18 protein-coding genes are annotated in these 17,218 nt (G+C 73.2%); 9 read left to right on the forward strand and 9 right to left on the reverse strand.

Features of this window, described 5'->3' with window-relative positions:
* Nucleotides 1–120: 120 nt before the first annotated feature.
* Nucleotides 121–1,413, reverse strand: coding sequence for an endonuclease/exonuclease/phosphatase family protein (locus NCI01_RS20565; RefSeq protein WP_254183356.1), 1,293 nt, complete (start codon nt 1,411–1,413; stop codon nt 121–123).
* Nucleotides 1,414–1,514: 101 nt separating this feature from the next.
* A complete protein-coding gene (locus NCI01_RS20570) occupies nt 1,515–1,961 on the reverse strand; it encodes a protein-tyrosine phosphatase family protein (RefSeq protein WP_254183357.1) in 447 nt (148 codons plus the stop codon).
* 45 nt (nt 1,962–2,006) lie between these two features.
* On the opposite strand from NCI01_RS20570, the gene NCI01_RS20575 reads away from it, so the two are divergent.
* The gene (locus NCI01_RS20575; protein ID WP_254183358.1) at nt 2,007–2,627 is read left to right on the forward strand and encodes a DUF6198 family protein; all 621 of its coding nucleotides are present in this window, start codon (nt 2,007–2,009) and stop codon (nt 2,625–2,627) included.
* Between the two features lie 4 nt (nt 2,628–2,631).
* Nucleotides 2,632–3,294 carry a GOLPH3/VPS74 family protein gene (locus NCI01_RS20580; protein WP_254183359.1) on the forward strand — a complete coding sequence of 221 codons (663 nt, stop codon included), beginning with the start codon at nt 2,632–2,634 and terminating at the stop codon, nt 3,292–3,294.
* Nucleotides 3,295–3,374: 80 nt separating this feature from the next.
* Here NCI01_RS20580 and NCI01_RS20585 read toward each other — a convergent pair whose 3' ends face one another.
* Nucleotides 3,375–3,812: an Hsp20/alpha crystallin family protein gene (locus NCI01_RS20585; protein ID WP_254183360.1), complete on the reverse strand. Its 438-nt coding sequence runs from the start codon at nt 3,810–3,812 to the stop codon at nt 3,375–3,377.
* Between the two features lie 142 nt (nt 3,813–3,954).
* Between NCI01_RS20585 and NCI01_RS20590 the strand changes: the two genes are divergently transcribed.
* Nucleotides 3,955–4,254: a MerR family transcriptional regulator gene (locus tag NCI01_RS20590; RefSeq protein ID WP_254183361.1), complete on the forward strand. Its 300-nt coding sequence runs from the start codon at nt 3,955–3,957 to the stop codon at nt 4,252–4,254.
* On the opposite strand, the gene NCI01_RS20595 is transcribed toward NCI01_RS20590, so the two are convergent.
* Nucleotides 4,246–5,229, reverse strand: coding sequence for a 5'-3' exonuclease (locus NCI01_RS20595; RefSeq protein WP_254183362.1), 984 nt, complete (start codon nt 5,227–5,229; stop codon nt 4,246–4,248). The genes NCI01_RS20590 and NCI01_RS20595 overlap by 9 nt on opposite strands.
* Nucleotides 5,230–5,266: 37 nt before the next feature.
* Nucleotides 5,267–6,790 (reverse strand): AAA-type ATPase lid domain-containing protein, encoded by a 1,524-nt coding sequence (locus tag NCI01_RS22885; RefSeq protein WP_254183363.1) that lies wholly within the window; start codon nt 6,788–6,790, stop codon nt 5,267–5,269.
* 204 nt (nt 6,791–6,994) lie between these two features.
* Here NCI01_RS22885 and NCI01_RS20605 point away from each other — a divergent pair, with 204 nt between their 5' ends.
* The 5 genes from NCI01_RS20605 to NCI01_RS20625 are packed head-to-tail and all read left to right on the forward strand — an operon-like array spanning nt 6,995 to nt 10,750.
* Nucleotides 6,995–8,047, forward strand: coding sequence for an amidohydrolase family protein (locus tag NCI01_RS20605; RefSeq protein ID WP_254183364.1), 1,053 nt, complete (start codon nt 6,995–6,997; stop codon nt 8,045–8,047).
* Between the two features lie 2 nt (nt 8,048–8,049).
* A complete protein-coding gene (locus NCI01_RS20610; RefSeq protein ID WP_254183365.1) occupies nt 8,050–8,871 on the forward strand; it encodes an iron-sulfur cluster assembly protein in 822 nt (273 codons plus the stop codon).
* On the forward strand, nt 8,868–9,902 hold the full coding sequence (locus tag NCI01_RS20615; protein WP_254183366.1) for an NAD(P)-dependent alcohol dehydrogenase: 1,035 nt from the start codon (nt 8,868–8,870) through the stop codon (nt 9,900–9,902). The genes NCI01_RS20610 and NCI01_RS20615 overlap by 4 nt, the downstream gene beginning before the upstream one ends.
* 11 nt (nt 9,903–9,913) lie before the next feature.
* Nucleotides 9,914–10,417 carry a DUF1097 domain-containing protein gene (locus NCI01_RS20620; RefSeq protein ID WP_254183367.1) on the forward strand — a complete coding sequence of 168 codons (504 nt, stop codon included), beginning with the start codon at nt 9,914–9,916 and terminating at the stop codon, nt 10,415–10,417.
* Between the two features lie 9 nt (nt 10,418–10,426).
* Entirely contained in the window at nt 10,427–10,750 is a 324-nt protein-coding gene (locus NCI01_RS20625; RefSeq protein ID WP_254183368.1) for a putative quinol monooxygenase, read from the forward strand.
* 26 nt (nt 10,751–10,776) lie between these two features.
* Here NCI01_RS20625 and NCI01_RS20630 read toward each other — a convergent pair whose 3' ends face one another.
* The 3 genes from NCI01_RS20630 to NCI01_RS20640 all read right to left on the reverse strand — a co-directional run bounded on the left by NCI01_RS20630 (nt 10,777) and on the right by NCI01_RS20640 (nt 13,770).
* Nucleotides 10,777–11,076, reverse strand: a complete 300-nt coding sequence (locus NCI01_RS20630) for a hypothetical protein (protein ID WP_254183369.1) — start codon at nt 11,074–11,076, stop codon at nt 10,777–10,779.
* A 262-nt stretch (nt 11,077–11,338) separates the two neighbouring features.
* Complete coding sequence (locus NCI01_RS20635; RefSeq protein WP_254183370.1) at nt 11,339–12,676, reverse strand: PIG-L family deacetylase; 1,338 nt, start codon at nt 12,674–12,676, stop codon at nt 11,339–11,341.
* On the reverse strand, nt 12,673–13,770 hold the full coding sequence (locus tag NCI01_RS20640) for an acyl-CoA dehydrogenase family protein (protein ID WP_254183371.1): 1,098 nt from the start codon (nt 13,768–13,770) through the stop codon (nt 12,673–12,675). Before NCI01_RS20640 ends, NCI01_RS20635 begins: the two co-directional genes overlap by 4 nt.
* 521 nt (nt 13,771–14,291) lie before the next feature.
* On the opposite strand from NCI01_RS20640, the gene NCI01_RS20645 reads away from it, so the two are divergent.
* A complete protein-coding gene (locus NCI01_RS20645; RefSeq protein WP_254183372.1) occupies nt 14,292–15,779 on the forward strand; it encodes an HNH endonuclease signature motif containing protein in 1,488 nt (495 codons plus the stop codon).
* A 743-nt stretch (nt 15,780–16,522) separates the two neighbouring features.
* Here NCI01_RS20645 and NCI01_RS20650 read toward each other — a convergent pair.
* A complete protein-coding gene (locus tag NCI01_RS20650; protein WP_254183373.1) occupies nt 16,523–17,188 on the reverse strand; it encodes an AMIN-like domain-containing (lipo)protein in 666 nt (221 codons plus the stop codon).
* Nucleotides 17,189–17,218: the final 30 nt, after the last annotated feature.

Consider the following 17,218-nt stretch of genomic DNA (forward strand, 5'->3'; position numbering starts at 1 on the left):
TCTCCGGAGATCTCGGGTCGGACGGACACTCCGACTCTGGTCATCCGGGTGGCCCCCCGAGGGACCGGCGGATGGACGTCAGGTGAACGTCCGCCGGCCCCTCGGCGAAGCGGCTGCGGGTCAGCGCCCGTGCGGTCGTCCGGTGTCCAGGTCGAGCCACACCAGGCGGTGGTCGGTGACGGGGAAGGGGTAGACGCCGATCAGCCGGTTGAACAGCGGGTCGCTCGACGTGGGCCAGAAGACGCCGGTGCCGCGGACCTGCAGACGCTCGCTCGGCAGGACGTAGTCGACCCGGAGGTTGCCGGGTGCGCCGTCGGCGAAGTCGGCGGTGTCCTCCTCGGCGGGGCCCTGGTGGGTGAGGTTGATGCGACCGTCGCGCTGGGTCGCCTCGACCGCCCCGGCCGAGGTCGGGTGCGGGTCCTGGACCCGCGGGTGGTCCAGCATCTGGAGGATCGCGTCGTCGTAGGAGTCCCCGTCGAAGGGGTCGGCGTTCTGGTCGCCCGCGATCACGAAGTCCTGCCCGCGGCCGAGCCCGCCGGTGCCGCCCTCGTCGTCGTAGATGTAGGACGCGGCCCTACCGCCGCTGACGTAGTCGGCCCAGAAGCGGATCTCGTCGTGGTTGCGCCGCCCGTTGCGGTCTTCCGTCCCGTCGAAGCTCGGCGGCGTCGGGTGGGAGACGAGGAAGTGGACCGGCTTGCGGCCGGGCACCTTGATCGGCACGTCCCAGTGCGACTTCGAGGACAGGCGGAAGACCTCGAGCTCCTCGGGGGAGTACCAGTCCGCCGGCGCGGGGGTGCCGGCGTCGTCGGGCAGCACGGCGCCGGGCATGTCCTTCCAGAGGAACTCCTGGAACGTGCGGACGTCGTCGACGGCGATGGGGTACTTGGAGTAGACGACCATGCCGTACTGGCCCGGGAAGAGGCCGAACCCGAGGGAGTCGTCGCCGCCCGCCTGGGTGCCGGGCGCGCCCACGGTGCCGTTGTTGTTGAGGTCGAACCCGCTCGGGACGCCGGTGTTGGACGGAGCGACGTAGTAGTAGGGGTAGTCGACCGGCGCGGCGCCGTTCTGGCCGACCGCGAGGTAGTTGTCGCGGAACAGCTCGGCCGCCTCGCCGTCCGGGACGTAGTCGAACTCGTTGACCAGGATGACGTCGGCGTCGGCGCGCTGGATCGTCTCCGCGGCGCCGGACGCCTGCGCGTCGCCGGGCTGCGAGAGGTCCGCGACCAGCCGGCCCTCGGTGGCGCGGTTGAGCGAGGCGTTGAAGGTCGCGAAGCGGACCACGGTCGGCTTGGCGTGCTTGCCGGCGCTGCCGGGGCCCGCAGCGGCGGGGGAGGTGAGCGCCGGGGCGCCGAGGCCGGCGACGGTCAGGGCCGCGACGGCGGCGAGGGCGAGGCGGGTGGGGCGAGAGCGCATCGTGCTGTGCCTTCCGGGAGGGGGAAGTCGCCAACGTACGACGAGCGCGGCTGCCGGCGGAAGACGGGTGCGGGTGGGTTCGGCTCGGAGTCGCCGGGTGTTCATCCCGAGGTCGGGGGCTTCCCGAACCGCCGGACGAAGCGCTTCTGCCGCGGCGTCTCCACAGCACGGGGGTGGAAGCCGCGCCGGACGAATTCCACCGCCGTCGAGGGCGGCACCCCATCGATGACCGCGAGGCACGCGAGGGCCGTGCCGGTGCGTCCGCGACCGCCGCGGCAGGCGACCTCGACCCGCTGGCGGGTCGACCGCTCCCATGCCTCGCGGAGCGCCTCGCGGGCGTCCTCCGGGTCGGACGGGGTCCGGAAGTCGCGCCAGTGGACCCACCGCGTGGGCCAGTCGCGAGGAGCCGGCTCCTCGGCGGCCAGGTGGAGCGCGAAGTCCGGCTGCTCGGCGCGCGATCCGGACAGGTCCAGCACCGTCCCGCGCACCGTACGGCCGCTCGGCAGCACCAGGACGCCCGGTGTCCCCGGCGCCCAGGTCGCTGCCATGGACCAGACGGTAGCGGAGGCCCTGGCGCCTGCCATGCTGTCGCCGTGATCCCCAGCCCCCGGCGTACGGCCATGCTCCTCGTCGGCTGTGTCGTGCTCGGCGTCGGTGTGGCGCTGCTGCTCGCGGCCGACCTCGGGTCGGACGGGTACTCGACCTTCGTCAACGGCCTCACCATCACGACCGGCGTCGACTTCTGGATCGTCAACCTGGTCGTGGGAGTCGTGCTGGTGGCGCTGGCGGCGCTGCGCAAGGTCTACCCGGGGGTGGGCACGGTGGTGCAGGTCGTCCTCGTCGGGGTGACGGTGTCGGTGGTGCTCGACCTCCTGCAGACCCCGGACGCCCTGGGCTGGCAGGCGGCGCTCCTCGCGGCGGCGTTCCCCGTGCTGGCGCTGGGCATCGCGCTCTACCTGGGCAGCCACACCGGCGCGGGACCGGCCGAGGCGGCGGCGCTCGCGTGGGACCCACCGGTGCCCTTCAAGTGGAGCTACAGCGTGGTCCAGGGCGGGGGAGCGCTCGGTGGCTGGCTGCTGGGGGCGACGGTCGGCGTCGGCACGCTGGCGGTGATCCTGCTCCTCGGCCCGGCGGTGGACCTGGCGGCCCGGCTCCTGTCGCTCGATCTCCACCAGGAGAGGGATCCCCGGGCGGAGCAGCCCGACCTAGCCTGAGGGCATGCTCATCGCCGAGGAACTGTTCCTGCTGCTGCGGCGCGACGACGGCAAGCCCGAGAGCGCCACGGCCCAGCGCGGCTACGGCCTCGCCGCCGCGGTCGTCACCGACCTGGTGGTCGCGGAGCGCGTCACCCTGAGCGACGACAAGGACCCCCGCCTGTCGGTGCTCGTCCCCGGGCCGGTCGGCCATCCCGCCCTCGACGCGGCGATGGCCCGGCTGGAGCAGAAGGACGGCAAGAAGCTGTCGTCGCTCGTGACCGACGGCAAGGTCGCGGTCGAGCACGAGATCGCCGCCGCCCTTCGGCTGGCGGGCGTCATCGACGTCGAGGAGAAGCGGGCGCTCGGCCTCGTGCCGGAGAAGTACCCGGTGCGCGACCCCGAGCCGGAGCGGCGCGTGCGCGAGCGGCTGCGGACGGTCCTCATGGGCGGTACGCCGACGCCAGCCGATGCCAGCCTGCTGTCGATCCTCCAGGGCCTCGGGGTCGCGCCGAAGGTGCTGGAGTCCGAGAAGGGGGCCCTCGGCCGGCGCGAGCTCAAGAAGCGCATCGAGGAGGTCTCGACCGACGTCGTGGCGGGCGAGGCCGTGGCGAAGGCCGTCGCGGCGATGAACACCGCGATCCTGACGGCCGTCGTCGTGCCGGTCGTGGTGTCCGGGAGCAGCTGAGCCGGACACGTGACGCGGTCGCGGGACCGCAGCTCACTGCGCAAGGGCTGCGGCCCGCGACCGGGGAGGCGGTCAGCCGGTCAGGCGGTCAGCTCGGCGCGCTCGCCGCTGCGGCTCGAGCCCGACTTCGAGATCTCGATCTTGCGGGGCTTGGCCTTCTCCGCCACCGGCACGACCAGCCGCAGCACGCCGTCGGCGTAGGCCGCCTCGATGCGCTCCAGGTCGAGGTTGTCGCCGAGCACGAGCTGGCGGCTGAAGGCTCCACGCGGACGCTCGGAGGCCAGCGGCTCCCAGTCGCCGTTGCGGGCCACCCGCTCGGCACGCACGGTCAGGACGTTGCGCTCGACGTCGAGGTCGATGCTGTCGGTGCTGACGCCGGGAAGGTCGAACTCGATGACGAAGCGGTCACCCTCGCGCCACGCGTCCATCGGCATGACCGCGGGACGGTTGGTCGTGCCCAGCAGCTGCTGGGTGAGCCGGTCGAGGTCACGGAACGGGTCGGTGGTTCGAAGCAACATCGTCTCCTCCTGGTTCTGCCGGGTGGACCTCCGAACCACGAGGTCCACGACCTGTATTGCTGGTTACAGTTTTTTTATACTCAGGACATCAGGCAGGATCAAGTCGTCCGGCTGAGAATTTCGTGAGATCCGGGAGGTGGCCGTGGCAGGCAGCGACGACGGCGTCTACGCGATCTCGGTGGCCGCCTCGATGGTGTCCATGGAGATCCAGAACCTGCGCGTCTACGAGCGGCGGGGACTGCTGACCCCCGACCGCACGGCGGGCGGCACCCGGCTCTACAGCGACGACGACGTCGAGCGGCTCGAGCGCATCCGTGACCTGCTGGCCGACGGGCTCAACCTCGTCGGGATCGCCCGGGTCCTCGAGCTCGAGGACGAGGTGCGGCGGCTGCGGGCGCGGCTCGGCGAGGGCGAGGGCGAGGGCGAGGGCGAGTCAGCCTGACGCGGGACGGCCGGTGAGCACCCGCACCGCGAAGTCGGTGGTGAAGTCGTTGTCCAGGAAGCCGACCACCTTGGTCACCCGGTCGAGGTCGAGCGGCAGCAGCCCGCGCGAGCCCGGGACGTCGGGGGTCAGGCCCAGGTCGAGGTCGTCGCGCCCGGACATCATCTGCACGTTGAACTCGTAGCGCTCGCGGGCTCCCGGGGCCGACAGGCGTCGTACGACGGTGGCGCCGACGCGGCGGCCCCCGGTCTCGGCCGACCAGTCGTCCAGGGCGGCGAGCAGGGCGCGCCCGCCGTTGTGGTCGACGTCCGACCAGGCGGCGTCCATCGAGCCGGCGACGTCGAGCAGGATCGCGGCCGTCTTCTCCCCGATGCCGTGGACCCCGGGCAGGTTGTCGCTGCTGTCGCCGCGGAGGGCCGCGAAGGCCAGGTAGTTGGCCGGGCGCACGCCGTACAGGTCGAACAGGCGGGCCGGGTTGAGCATGGGGGAGCCGTGGATGCCGCCGTCGATCAGCCGCAGCACCCGGGTGTGGTGGCTGATGTGGGCGAAGGCGTCGCGGTCGGAGGTGATGATGACGCAGTCCCAGCCGTTGGCGGTGGCCCACGTCGCACCCGAGGCGTTGACGTCGTCCGCCTCGAGGCCGGCGGGTGTCACGGTGGCCAGCCCGAGGGCGTCGAGCAGCGCGCCGGCGCGGTCGAGCTGGTCGACGAGGTCGGGGTCCTTCTCGGCGCGACCGGCCTTGTAGTCGGGATAGAGGTCGCGCCGCATCGACCCGGTGCGGTCGTCGAGCCCGAACACGACGGCGTCGGGGGCGAAGGAGTCGATGGACTCGAGGATCTGGCGCAGCATCCCGTGCAAAGCCCAGATCGGGCGCCCCTGTCGGTCGCGGAGCCCGGTGTGCGACCGCGCGTGGTGGTTGCGGTGGAGCAGCGACGGTGCGTCGACGACGAGCAGCAGCCGGCGGGTGCGGGTCACGCGGTCATGCTCGCACGCGCCTCGCCGCCCGCTGCGGTCAGGAGCCCGACCGCGGCACGTGGATGTCGTACTGCGCGAGCTTGCGGTAGACCGTCGCCCGGCTCATCCCGAGCTCCTCGGCCGCGTCCTGCATCGAGGTGCCGGGCCGGGTGATCACCCGGACGATCTCGTCACGCTCGAAGGCCTCGATCCGGGTGAGGCGTCGCGAGCTGCCGGACAGCACGTCGGCCGGGAGGTGGCGTACGTCGAGGGTGTCGGTGCGGCGGGCCGCCTGGGTGACCACGTCGACGAGCTGGCGGACGTTGCCGGCCCACCCACAGGCGGTCAGGGCGCTCTGGGCGGAGGGGGTGACGGTGACGCCGCGGCCCCGGGTGCGGCGGGCGACGTGGTGCGCGAGCGGCATGACGTCCTCGGGGCGCTCGCGCAGGGCCGGCACGGCGACCACCGTGTCGACCAGCGGCGCCAGGGCGGCCGGGATCGCCTCGAACGAGCCCGCCGTCACGCAGAAGGGCACCTGGGTGCCGGGGGTGGTGCGCACGCGCGCCTGGAGCACCAGGTCGCGGATGTGCTCGGCCACCCAGGCGGGCAGCCGGTCGACGTCGCGCACCAGGATCCCCGTGTCGGGCTTGCCGAGCTCCGGCGTCCACAGCCCGATCCAGGCCTCGCTGTCCTGGGGCGCGGGCGGGGAGGCGGCGAGGATGCGCTCGCGCGGGTACTCGCGACGCATGGCCTGGGCCAGCGAGGTGGCGCGGCCGGATCCCTCCTCGCCCACCGCGGCGACGATCCGGCCGTCCGCGATGGCTGCGCGGGCGCGGGCGACGGCCTCGGTCCATCCCGGCCCCAGGTCGGCGAGGGTGCCCGACCCGGGCTCGAGCCGCGGCGTCTCCACCCGGAAGACCTCGCCCCGTTGTGCCGGTCGCGGACGCTGACCGCGCGAGCGCGCGAGCATGAGGGCGGAGGTGTTGCTGGCGGCGGACTGGGCGAGGGCGAGGAGGAGCTCGCTCGACTGGGTCGACCAGGTCGTGAGGTTGACGCAGCCCTCGAGCCGGCCGCTGACCGGGTCGAGGACCGGCACCGCCGCACAGGTGTAGGTGCAGAGGCTGAGGGCGTAGTGCTCGTCGGCGCGGACCACCGTCGGTACCCGGTCGGCGATGGCCAGGCCGAGGCCGTTGGTGCCCACCGTGCGCTCGGCGTAGGCGAAGCCGGGGGCGAGGTGCACCTTGTCGAGCGCCCGCAGCAGCGAGGAGTCGCCGCTCATCCGGTTGAGCACCAGCCCGTCGGCGTCGGTCAGCATGAGCGACACGGGCTCGTTGACCAGCGTCTGGTGCAGCCCGGCGAGCACCTCGCGGCCGCACTCGAAGAAGAGGGACTCGTCGTTGAGCGTGCCGACGAAGGACGGCTCGATGTCGTCGAGCGGCACGCCGTAGTCCTCGCTGCGCTGCCACGACGCGACCAGCCGCCCGGACACGTGCTCGGGGTCGTCACCGGCGAGGTGACCGGGCATGGCGCGCTGCAGCTCGCGGTGGCGGCGTGCGCGCTGGGAGAGGCCTGGGTCGGCCACGGGGACCACCCCCTTCGGGACGTGACCGACGTTACATCCGGCAGGTCCGGAGCGCTGCGGGGTCGCGTCTCAAATTGAGACGACCCCGGATCTCAGATTGAGACGTCGCGCCGGGTCGCAGGACGCCGGAGTCGACCTAGCGTCCGGAGGCATCGCGGGTCGTGACGACCGTCACCCGAGCCCGTCCTACGAACCGGAGGTCCCATGTACACCAAGGACGGCGAGAGCTACTTCATCGTCGACGCCCACATCGCCCTGTGGGACGCGCGGCCGGAGAACGTCAGGAACATCCAGGGCCAGCAGTTCATCGACTGCTTCTACGACTACCACCGCAACCTCTCGCCCGAGTCGGAGGTGTGGTCGAAGGAGGAGTACCTCTACCAGGGCGGCGAGCGGCTGATGAAGGACCTCTTCGAGGACGGCTACGTCGACCACGCGATCTTCCAGCCCGCCCACCTCGGCGAGTTCTACCGCAACGGCTTCGGGCAGACCGAGGAGGCGTTCGCCCTCACGCAGGCCAACCCCGGCAAGCTGACGTACAACCACAACTTCGACCCCCGCAACGGCGAGGCCGGCCTCGACCAGCTCCGCGCCGACGCCGAGCGCTTCGGCCTCAAGGGGGTCAAGCTCTACACCGCGGAGTGGCACGGCGACTCGCGCGGCTGGCGGCTCGACGACCCGATGGCCTACCGCTACTTCGAGCTGTGCCGCGAGCTCGGCATCACGAACATCCACATCCACAAGGGGCCGACGATCCGCCCGCTGGACCGCGACGCGTTCGACGTCGCCGACGTGGACCACGTCGCCACCGACTTCACCGACCTCAACTTCGTCGTCGAGCACGTGGGCCTCCCGCGCCTGGAGGACTTCTGCTGGATCGCCACGCAGGAGCCCAACGTGCACGGCGGTCTCGCGGTGGCGATGCCCTTCATCCACACCCGGCCCCGCTACTTCGCCCAGATCATCGGCGAGCTCCTCTACTGGATCGGCGAGGACCGCATCCAGTTCTCGTCCGACTACGCGCTGTGGACGCCGAGGTGGCTGGTGGAGCAGTTCGTCGACTTCCAGATCCCCGAGGACCTGACCGAGTACGCCCCGCTCACCACGGCGCAGAAGAAGAAGATCCTCGGCCTCAACGCCGCCAGGATGTACGACATCGAGGTGCCGGCCGAGCTGCGGCTGCCCGAGGCCGACGAGACCGAGACCGGTCCGCGCCAGCCCGAGGCCGCCGACGCCGGGCAGATGGCGACGGTGTGACGATGACGGTCACCGCCAGCCCGCCCACGGTCGGCGGCGCCCGCGCCGACGACGTACGGCGCGCACTCGCCGTCGTCATGGACCCCGAGCTCGACGAGCCGATCACCGACCTCGGGTTCGTCCGCTCCGTCGCGGTCGACGAGGACGGGGGAGTCGAGGTGCACCTGCGGCTCCCCACGTCGTTCTGCTCGCCCAACTTCGCCTACCTGATGGCCTCCGACAGCAAGGACGTCCTCGTCGCGCTGCCGTGGACCGGGCGGGTGGTCGTGCAGCTCGACGACCACCACGACTCCGACAAGATCAACGCCGGGCTCGCCGCCGACGCCGGCTACCGCGGGACGTTCGGGCACGAGGCCGAGCAGGACCTCGAGGAGCTCCGGGAGACGTTCCGCCGCAAGGCGCACACCGCCGCGATGGAGCGCTGCCTCACGGCACTGCTGCGCTCCGATCCCGAGCGCACCCCCGACGCCCTGGGGGAGGTCGTCCTCGACGACCTCCCTCGGGGCCCCCACCTCGACGCCCTGGTGCGGCGCCGGGAGGCCCTCGGCCTGCCCGTGGCAGGCACGTCCCCGGTGCTCGTCGACCACAACGGCGTCCAGCCCGACGACGTGCCGATGGCGCTGCGCCGCGCGCGGTCGACCCGGATCTCGATCGACGGCAACGCGCACTTCTGCCGGGGCCTGCTCCGTACCCGCTACCCCGGGTCCGAGGACGACCAGGTGCACCGCGCCGAGGGCGCCGAGCCCGCCGACGCCGGCCACGACCCGACCTTCATCCCCCTCACCACGCTCACGACCACCCAGACCCAGGAGACCACCCGATGAGCAAGATGCGAGCCGTGCAGGTCGTCGGCTACCACCAGGACCTCCAGATGAGCGAGGTCGACGTCCCGGAGGCCACCGGCCCCTTCGACGTCGTCGTCCGCATCGGCGGCGCCGGGGTGTGCCGCACCGACCTCCACATCCTCGAGGGACAGTGGGAGGAGAAGTCCGGCGTCACGCTGCCCTACACGATCGGCCACGAGAACGCCGGCTGGGTGCACGCCGTCGGGTCGGCGGTGACCAACGTCCGCGAGGGCGACAAGGTCATCGTGCACCCGCTCATCACCTGCGGCCTCTGCCGGGCCTGCCGCACCGGCGACGACGTGCACTGCGAGCACAACCAGTTCCCTGGCATCAACACGCACGGCGGGTACGCCGAGTACCTGAGGACGTCGGCGCGCAGCGTCGTGCCCATCGACGACTCGCTGGAGCCGGCGGACGTCGCGGCGCTCGCCGACGCCGGGCTGACGGCGTACCACGCCGCGGCCAAGGCGGCGCGTCGCCTGACCCCGCGCGACACCTGCGTCGTCATCGGCGCGGGCGGGCTGGGCCACATCGGCATCCAGGTGCTGAAGGCGCTCTCCCCGGCCCAGCTCGTCGTGGTCGACCGCAACCCCGAGGCGCTCAAGCTCGCCCTGTCGATCGGCGCCGACCACGGCGTCGTCGCCGAGGGCGGGCAGGTCGAGGAGGTCCTCGACATCACGAAGGGGCTCGGCGCCGAGGTGGTCGTCGACTTCGTCGGCGAGGGCGGCTCGACCGCCGAGGGCCTGGCGATGACCAGGCAGGCCGGGGACTACCACGTCGTCGGCTACGGCGAGGACGTCGTCGTGCCGACCATCGACCTCATCTCTGCGGAGAAGAACATCATCGGCAACCTCGTCGGCTCCTACAACGACCTGTGCGACCTCATGGCGCTCGCCGCCCGCGGCGCGGTCACGCTGCACACCCAGAAGTACGCGCTGGACGACTTCCAGACCGCCATCTCCGACCTCGACGCCGGCCGGGTCCGCGGCCGCGCGATCCTCATCCCCTGAAGGACGACACCATGAACGCAATCAAGCCCTTGCTCGGCATCGGCGTCTCCGTCGGCGTGCTGGCCGGCGTGTGGACCTTCGCCAGCGTCGAGCTGACGTGGATCACCTGGGTCGCCTTCGTGGCCTGGGCCTGCTTCTTCGCCGCAGGAGGCGGCACCACCGGCCTCGCCAAGGGCCTCGCCGCCAACCTGGCGGGCGTCTTCTGGGGCTGGGTGATCAGCCAGGGCCTCGACAACGTGAGCGGGTCCACCCTGGCCCTGGCGCTGATGGTGACCGTCGTCGGCTTCGTCCTGTGCGTGGAGGCCGCCCTGCCGCTGCTGTCGTTCATCCCCGGCGGCTTCGCCGGGACGGCCGTCTTCTTCGGCACCGGCTTCGACCTCGGCGGGGTGCTGGTCGCCGTCGTCGCTGGTGCGCTGCTCGGTATCGTCTCGGAGAAGCTCGGCGCGGTGCTCCAGTCCGCGATCGACGGACGGTCGCCCGCGCCGGCCGCGCCCACCCCCACCCCGGCCACCTGAGGAGAGACGTTGATCTTCATCACCGCCAAGTTCGCGATCAAGCCCGAGCACGCCGACGACTGGCCGGAGCTCTCCCGCGCCTTCACCGAGGCCACCCGGGCCGAGGAGGGCTGCCTGTGGTTCGAGTGGTCGCGCAGCCTCGAGGACCCGACCGTGTACGTCCTCGTCGAGGCCTTCCGCGACGGCGACGCCGGCGGGGCCCACGTCTCCTCCGCCCACTTCAAGGCGGCTCAGGCCGAGCTCCCGCAGTACCTCGTACGCACGCCCGACATCGTCAGCACCGAGGTCGACCAGGACGGCTGGAACGAGCTGGGGGAGATGCAGGTCGGCTGAGGCCCTCGGCCCTCAGGCGCCGGCCCTCAGGCGCCGAGACCGTCGAGGTAGTGGGCGAAGCCGCCCGGTGCCCGCCCGCTGCGACGTCCTGAGGTGACGACCGGGACCGCACCGGTCGCGAGGGACGGCACCCCGGCGTCGCGCATCGCCGTCACCAGCCCCAGGTCCTCGTGCGTCGGCAGGAGCGGGAAGCCGCCGGCAGACCGGTAGGCGGCCAGCGTGAAGCCGAGGTTGGCACCGTGCACGTGGTCGTGGCCGTCGGCGCTCGTGTGGCGCTGGTGCCAGGCCGAGAGCGCCCCGGGGGAGAGGTCCCCCGGGCCGCCCACGCCGCAGCAGCCTCGACACCCTCCGACCGGGCGACGCCGACGCTCCCGGCGAGGGTGCTCAGCACGTGGACGCCGGCCCGACCGCGCGCCACCTGCGCCGAGTCGTCCTGGCAGACGTCGAGAACGACGACCACCCGGGCGCGGACGCGGGGGTGGGCCGACCGCAGCTCGCCGACGGCGGCGGCGACCGCGTCGAGGCACGCGGGCAGCAGCTCCTCCTCGTCGCGGGCGGGGACGACGACCGCCACGGCGTCGGGCTGCGTCACGAGCGCCGACCCAGCACGTGCAGCAGGAAGTCGGGCTCCTGGTGCTCGACCAGGACGCTGCCGCCGGCACCGACGAACGCGTCGACGAACGCGGCGTGGACCGCAGGCCCCGCCAGGGGCCACCCGACCGGCTGGTGGCGCCAGTGGCACAGGAGCACGTGCCCGTCGTCGGTCAGGGAGGACAGGCACAGGTCGACCAGCTCGGCGAGCCCGCGCGGGCTGAGGAAGTAACCGATCTCGGACACCGACACCAGGTCGAACCGGCCATCCGGCCACTCGTCGGGCACGCGTGCCAGCCGCACCTCCAGGCCGTCGGTGCCTGTCGTACGCCGTCGGGCGAGGTCGATCGCCGTGGGGCTGCTGTCGACGGCCAGCAGCCGGTCGCACCGGGCAGCGAGGTCCACGGCGACCGCGCCGACCGAGCAGCCCACCTCGAGCGCCTCGCGGTAGCGCTCGCGCGGCAGGCTGGCGAGCGTGACGGCACGCTTGCGTCGCTCATAGGCGGAGTCGACGTCCCAGGGGTCGGGCCGCTCGCGGTGGACGCGGTCCAGCGCGTCGTCGGTGTCGGTGCCCATGTCGGCGTCGGGGCCGGCGAGGAAGACCTCGTGGTCGCGCTGGACGTGCTCGAGCAGGTCCGGGCCGAGGAGCACCTCGTCGCCCGGCGCAGCCGAGAGGGGCTGGACCTGGCTGGCGTGCGCGGAGATGGCAGCGCGTTTGGCCGCCACGGCGTCCGCCGCCAGCGGCAGGCGAGCGGACCGCTCGAGCGGGAGGTCGCCGGGTCGCCCCCAGTGCCAGAGCCACACGGGGTACTCCCACAGCAGCGCGTCGGTGCGGTGGGCGGCGATCGCGGCCGCCCGCCCCATCGCCTCGTGGTCGGGATGGCCGTCGCCGCGCCACGGGGCGCAGAGCAGCACGTCCTCGCCGTCGGTGCCGATCGTCTCGACGAGCGCGGCGACGACGGCGTCCTCGTGCTGGGCGACCGCACCGTCCGGTACCTCGAGGCAGGTGACGGCGGCAGCGGGTGCCAGGAGCGAGATGGCCCGACGCAGCTCGGTGAGGCGTACCCGGGCGAGGCGGTGGGCCGGGTGGGTGGGCGAGTGCGGGTGCGAGCCCTCGCCTGCCGTCGCCGTCACGACCTCGACCCGGCGACCCTGCGCGGCGGCCGTGTGGATCAGGCCGCCCGCGCCCAGGGTCTCGTCGTCGGGGTGTGCGCCCACGACGACGACCCGGCCGCGCGAGCCCGGCAGGTCGACGCTCGGGATGCTCGCCAGGGTCGGCGACCACGACGCGGCCGGCGTACCGGGGCGGTCGTGCCGGAAGTCGGGGGCCGTCACCAGCTCGACGCCGGGTCGTCGAGGGCCAGCCGGCCCAGGGAGGCCTGGTCGCGCTCGGCGTGCCACTGCCGCAGGTAGAGCTCGAGGTCGGCCACCCGGCGCGCGTGCGCCTCCTCGGTGGCCAGGGGGCCGGGACCCAGCCCGTGCGCCGCCCGTCGCAGGACGTCCTCGCAGGCGTCGGCGACGACCTCGCGCACGCGCAGGGCCGCGCGCCAGCCCTCCGGTCCGGACAGGTCGCCGGCGTCGAGGGCGGCGGCCGCCCGCTCCAGCGTCGCCCGGGCACCGTGCAGCCGGGCGTCGACGGCACCGAGGTGCACGAGCGCCACCTGGTCGGGCTCGCGTGTGCCCGCAGCCGCGACCATCCGGCGCGCCAGGCCCACCGCCCCGCCGAACCACACGGCAGCGACGCCGATGGCGCCCCACGCGAAGCCGGGCCTGTCGAGGTACCACCCCGGCGCCCCCACCGGTCGCGCCGGCACCGCTTGGAGGTCCAGGGGGCCGGAGTCGACGGCCGCGAGCCCCCGCGCCACCCAGGTCCCGGGCACAGCCGTCACGCCGTGGTGGTCGAGGTCGACGGCGAAGAGCTGGCGTTCGGTCCCCACCCACGCGCTGATCAGCGCGTGGTCGAGCTCGCCCGCCAGCGAGCACCAGTGCTTGCGCCCGCTGAGGACGAAGGACGTCCCGTCGGGCGTCGCTCGCAACGGCTCGCCCGGACCCTCGGCGGCGAAGACGCCCCACGTGCCGGCCCCGGCCTCCACGCCCGCCTGCCCCAGGATCGCCTGCGCATCGAGGTGGGGCTCCAGGACCCGCGCGACGGTCAGGTCGACCGCAGCGACGCTGGCGAGGGCCGACCACAGGTGGGCGGTGTCACCGGTCCCGGGGGCGGGAAGCGTGGCGACGTCCCCGGCAACGAGGGCGAGCGCGGCAGGCACGTCGCCCGCGGCGGCCAGCGCCCGTCGGCACAGCTCGACCAGCTCGTCCCGCCGCTCGAGGCTGGTGGGCCCCAGCTCGACGGGCCGTACGTCCGCCGCCGGGAGGTCGCTCGCATGGTCCGTCGTCATGTGGTCCTTCGGCTCGCGGGGCTTGCGGGGCACGGGTGCGCCTGCACGAACACTACGAGCACCGACGTCGTCGCCGGGACCGCCCGGTGTCCGCCCACCTCGCTGGGTGAGGAGGGACGAAGTCCTGTCACGCCCCGCGGCCCTCGCTGATGGTGTCCGCCTTCGTCGTAGGTCGAGTAGGCCGCGAGGAACGAGCGGGCGTATCGAGACCCCCGCACCACCCGCTGGTCGAGCTGCCACCCTCGCTGGTCGAGTAGCCCGTGAGGAACGAGCGGGCGTATCGAGACCTCGCACCCCCGCTGGTCGAGCAGCCGCCCTCGTTGGTCGAGTAGCCCGTGAGGAACGAGCGGGCGTATCGAGACCCCTCGCCCGCCGCCCTCGTTGGTCGAGTAGCCCGCGAGGAACGAGCGGGCGTATCGAGACCCCGCGCCTCGTTGGTTGAGGAGGGACGAAGTCCCGTCCCGAAACGCGTCCGAAAGGTCGCCCAGCGACCGTCCACACCCGGGCCGTCTCGGCAGCGGCCACTGTCGGTGGTCGAGCGTAAGATCGAACACATGATCGAAGTGCTGGCAGGGCCCGGAGCAGGCGAGGTCGAGGACCTCACCGCCCGTGACCTGCTCGCGCTTGCCCGCGATCGCAAGGCGACCGAGGACCGGGCTGCGGCCGACCTTCTCACGATCGCTGCGCAGTGGGCGGACCTGCATCCGCCGGAGTCGATCCACGACGCGGCCGTGTTCTCAATGGCTGCCGGCGGTCGTGAGCACGAGGAGCCCATCGCGGGTGAGGGGTGCCCGCTGGTGGCCGAGTTCTGCGTCGCCGAGCTCGGCAGCGTCCTCGGGATCTCCACGACGGCGGCGAAGAAGCTCATCGGCCACGCCCTCGAGCTGCGCCACCGCCTCCCACGCCTGTGGGCGCAGGTCCACGCCGGCCGGGTGCCGGCGTGGCGGGCCCGACTGGTGGCTGAAACCACCATCCACTCCACGCCGTCGCTGACGCGGGAGGCGGTCGGGTTCGTCGACGCCCAGGTCGCGGCCGTGGCCGGGAAGGTCGGCCCCGCCCAGCTCGACCGGCTGGTCGCCGAAGCGATCAAGCGGTTAGACCTCGCCGTCCCGGACCCGACGGCGGATCCGGAGGACGGTTGGCTCCACGTCGACCCCCGCCACGCCAGCATCGACACCCAGGACGTCCACTACGCCGGCACCATGCGGATGGAGGCCGAGCTCGGCATCGCCGACGCTCTCGACGTCGACCGTGCCCTGGCCCACGGTGCGGCCACGTTGAAGGCGTTGGGGTCCGCGGAGTCGCTGAACGTCCGACGCGCGAAGGCCCTCGGCGACCTCGCGCGTACCCAGACCGCCCTCGACCTCCACGCCCAGGGCACCGGCACCGCGGCCCAGTCCACCGACATCAGCACGGACCCCGACACCAGCATGGGCACTGACAGCGCCACGGGCGCCGTCCCCGACGGGCTGCCGGCCGCGCGGGAGGTCGTGCTGCACGCCCACTTCGCCGCCGACCTCGACGGACTGTCGACGGTGTTCGGTCCTACCGGACGCCTGGAGGAGGGCCAGCGGCTGGTGCTGCTCGACCAGGTCAAGTCGTGGTGCGCCGACACCCGCACCAGGGTCACCATCAAGCCCGTCATCGACCTCAACGCCGACCTCTCGACACCCGCGTACGCGGTGCCGGACAAGCTGCGCGAGCAGGTCATCCTCCGCGACCGCACCTGCGTCTTCCCCTGGTGCACGCGACCCGCGCGGCGAGCCGACATCGACCACGTCATCCCCCACGACCCCGACGCCGCCGCAGAAGGACGCGAGCAGCCAGGGCCGACACAGACCGACAACCTCGCCTGCCTGTGCCGCACCCACCACCGGCTCAAGACACACTCGGCCTGGCGCTACGCGATGGTCGCACCCGGGATCTACGAGTGGACCAGCCCGCACGGCCACCGCTACCGCCGCGACCACACCGGCACCGAACGCATCGACCCGACCGGCCCGCCGGATCCACCCGGCATCCCGCGACCCCGCCGACGATGACCCCGCCCCACACCCCGCCACCCACCAGGTAGCGGGGCCACAGGCACGTCCGGACGTCGCCAGAGCCTGAGTAGATCGGCACCGACCCACGCCGGCCCACACCGATCGGCACCGACCCAGACCGCGGGCACCGACCCCACCGATCGACACCAGCTGAGCCGATCGGTACTGACCCATACCGAGGGGCACCGACCCACACCGAGGGGCACCGACCCACGCCGGCCCACACCGATCGGCACCGACCCAGACCGCGGGGCACCGACCCGCACCGATCGACACCAGCTGAGCCGATCGGCACCGACCCACACCGAGGGGCACCGACCCGCACCGAGCGGCACCGGTCCACCGATCGGCGCCGGCCCACCGATCGGCACCGGCCCACGCCGGCCCACACCGATCGTCACCGATCGATGCCGGTTGCCGCCGCAGTGTCGACCGCAGGTAGATCCGGTCGTGGCCCCGCCCCGGCCCGTCGGGGCTCTTGCTGCAGCCGCGGCACGACGCGTTCCCCGGCGGCCCCGGCCCCGTCGTCATCGTCCCCTACGCGGCGTCGCCGAGCGGGTCGCCGAGCGGGTCGCCGAGCGGGTGGTCGGGTGCAGCGTCGTGGCGCACGGCTGTGGCGCTCACCTCGGCCTCGGGTCCACCGGGGTTCAGCGAGGCGGCTGCGGGACAGGGTCATGGCCACCGCGTTCGTGTCGACACCGTGGTCGACGGGGGCGCGCGGAGCGGCCAGAACGCTCCCGTCAGTTCGCGACGTCGACGACGAGGCGCGGCGGGTCAGTGAGCGTGAAGACGCGGAACGGCCGCTCGTCGCCGTCGACGCCGGCGAACACCTGGGTGTAGCCCTCGAACCACCCGTTGACGTGGACCTCGGCGATGCCGCCGGCCGCGCCGAGCCGCTGCGGGACCTCGAAGGACCCCGCGGCGGGCATCGCGGTGCCGGACGCGCTGATCGTGAGCACGTGGTCGCCCGCGAGCGGCACGACCTCGCCGCTGCCCTCAGCGACCGCCCGGTCGGCCCAGGCCACGCCCCAGCCGGGGGTGGCGGTGCCGCTCATCTCGAGCACGACGCGGTCGAAGCCGTCGTGCACGCCGGTGCGTACGTCGACCAGCTGCAGGTCCCAGTCGCCCGACGGCTTCGCGGTCTGCGGCTCGGTCGAGTCGGGGAATGGCGGTCCGTCGGGGGCGGGCGAAGGGGAGGACGGCTCCGGGGACGGCTGCGGGGAGGACGGCTGCGGGGAGGACGGCTCGGTGGGCGCGGGGGACGCGCTCGGGGACGACGCCTCCGACGGCTCGGGCGAGGACGTGGCGGTGCCTGCCGCGGAGGCGGGAGCGGGGTCATCGGTGCCGCTCCCGCAAGCCGTGAGCAGCAGCGCGGCAGCCAGTGACGTGCCCATTGCTCGTCGCATCGTTCCCCCTGTCAGTGCCGCGGACCGGCG

Origin of the sequence: Nocardioides pinisoli, assembly GCF_024199985.1 — a bacterium.
Lineage (GTDB): Bacteria > Actinomycetota > Actinomycetes > Propionibacteriales > Nocardioidaceae > Nocardioides > Nocardioides pinisoli.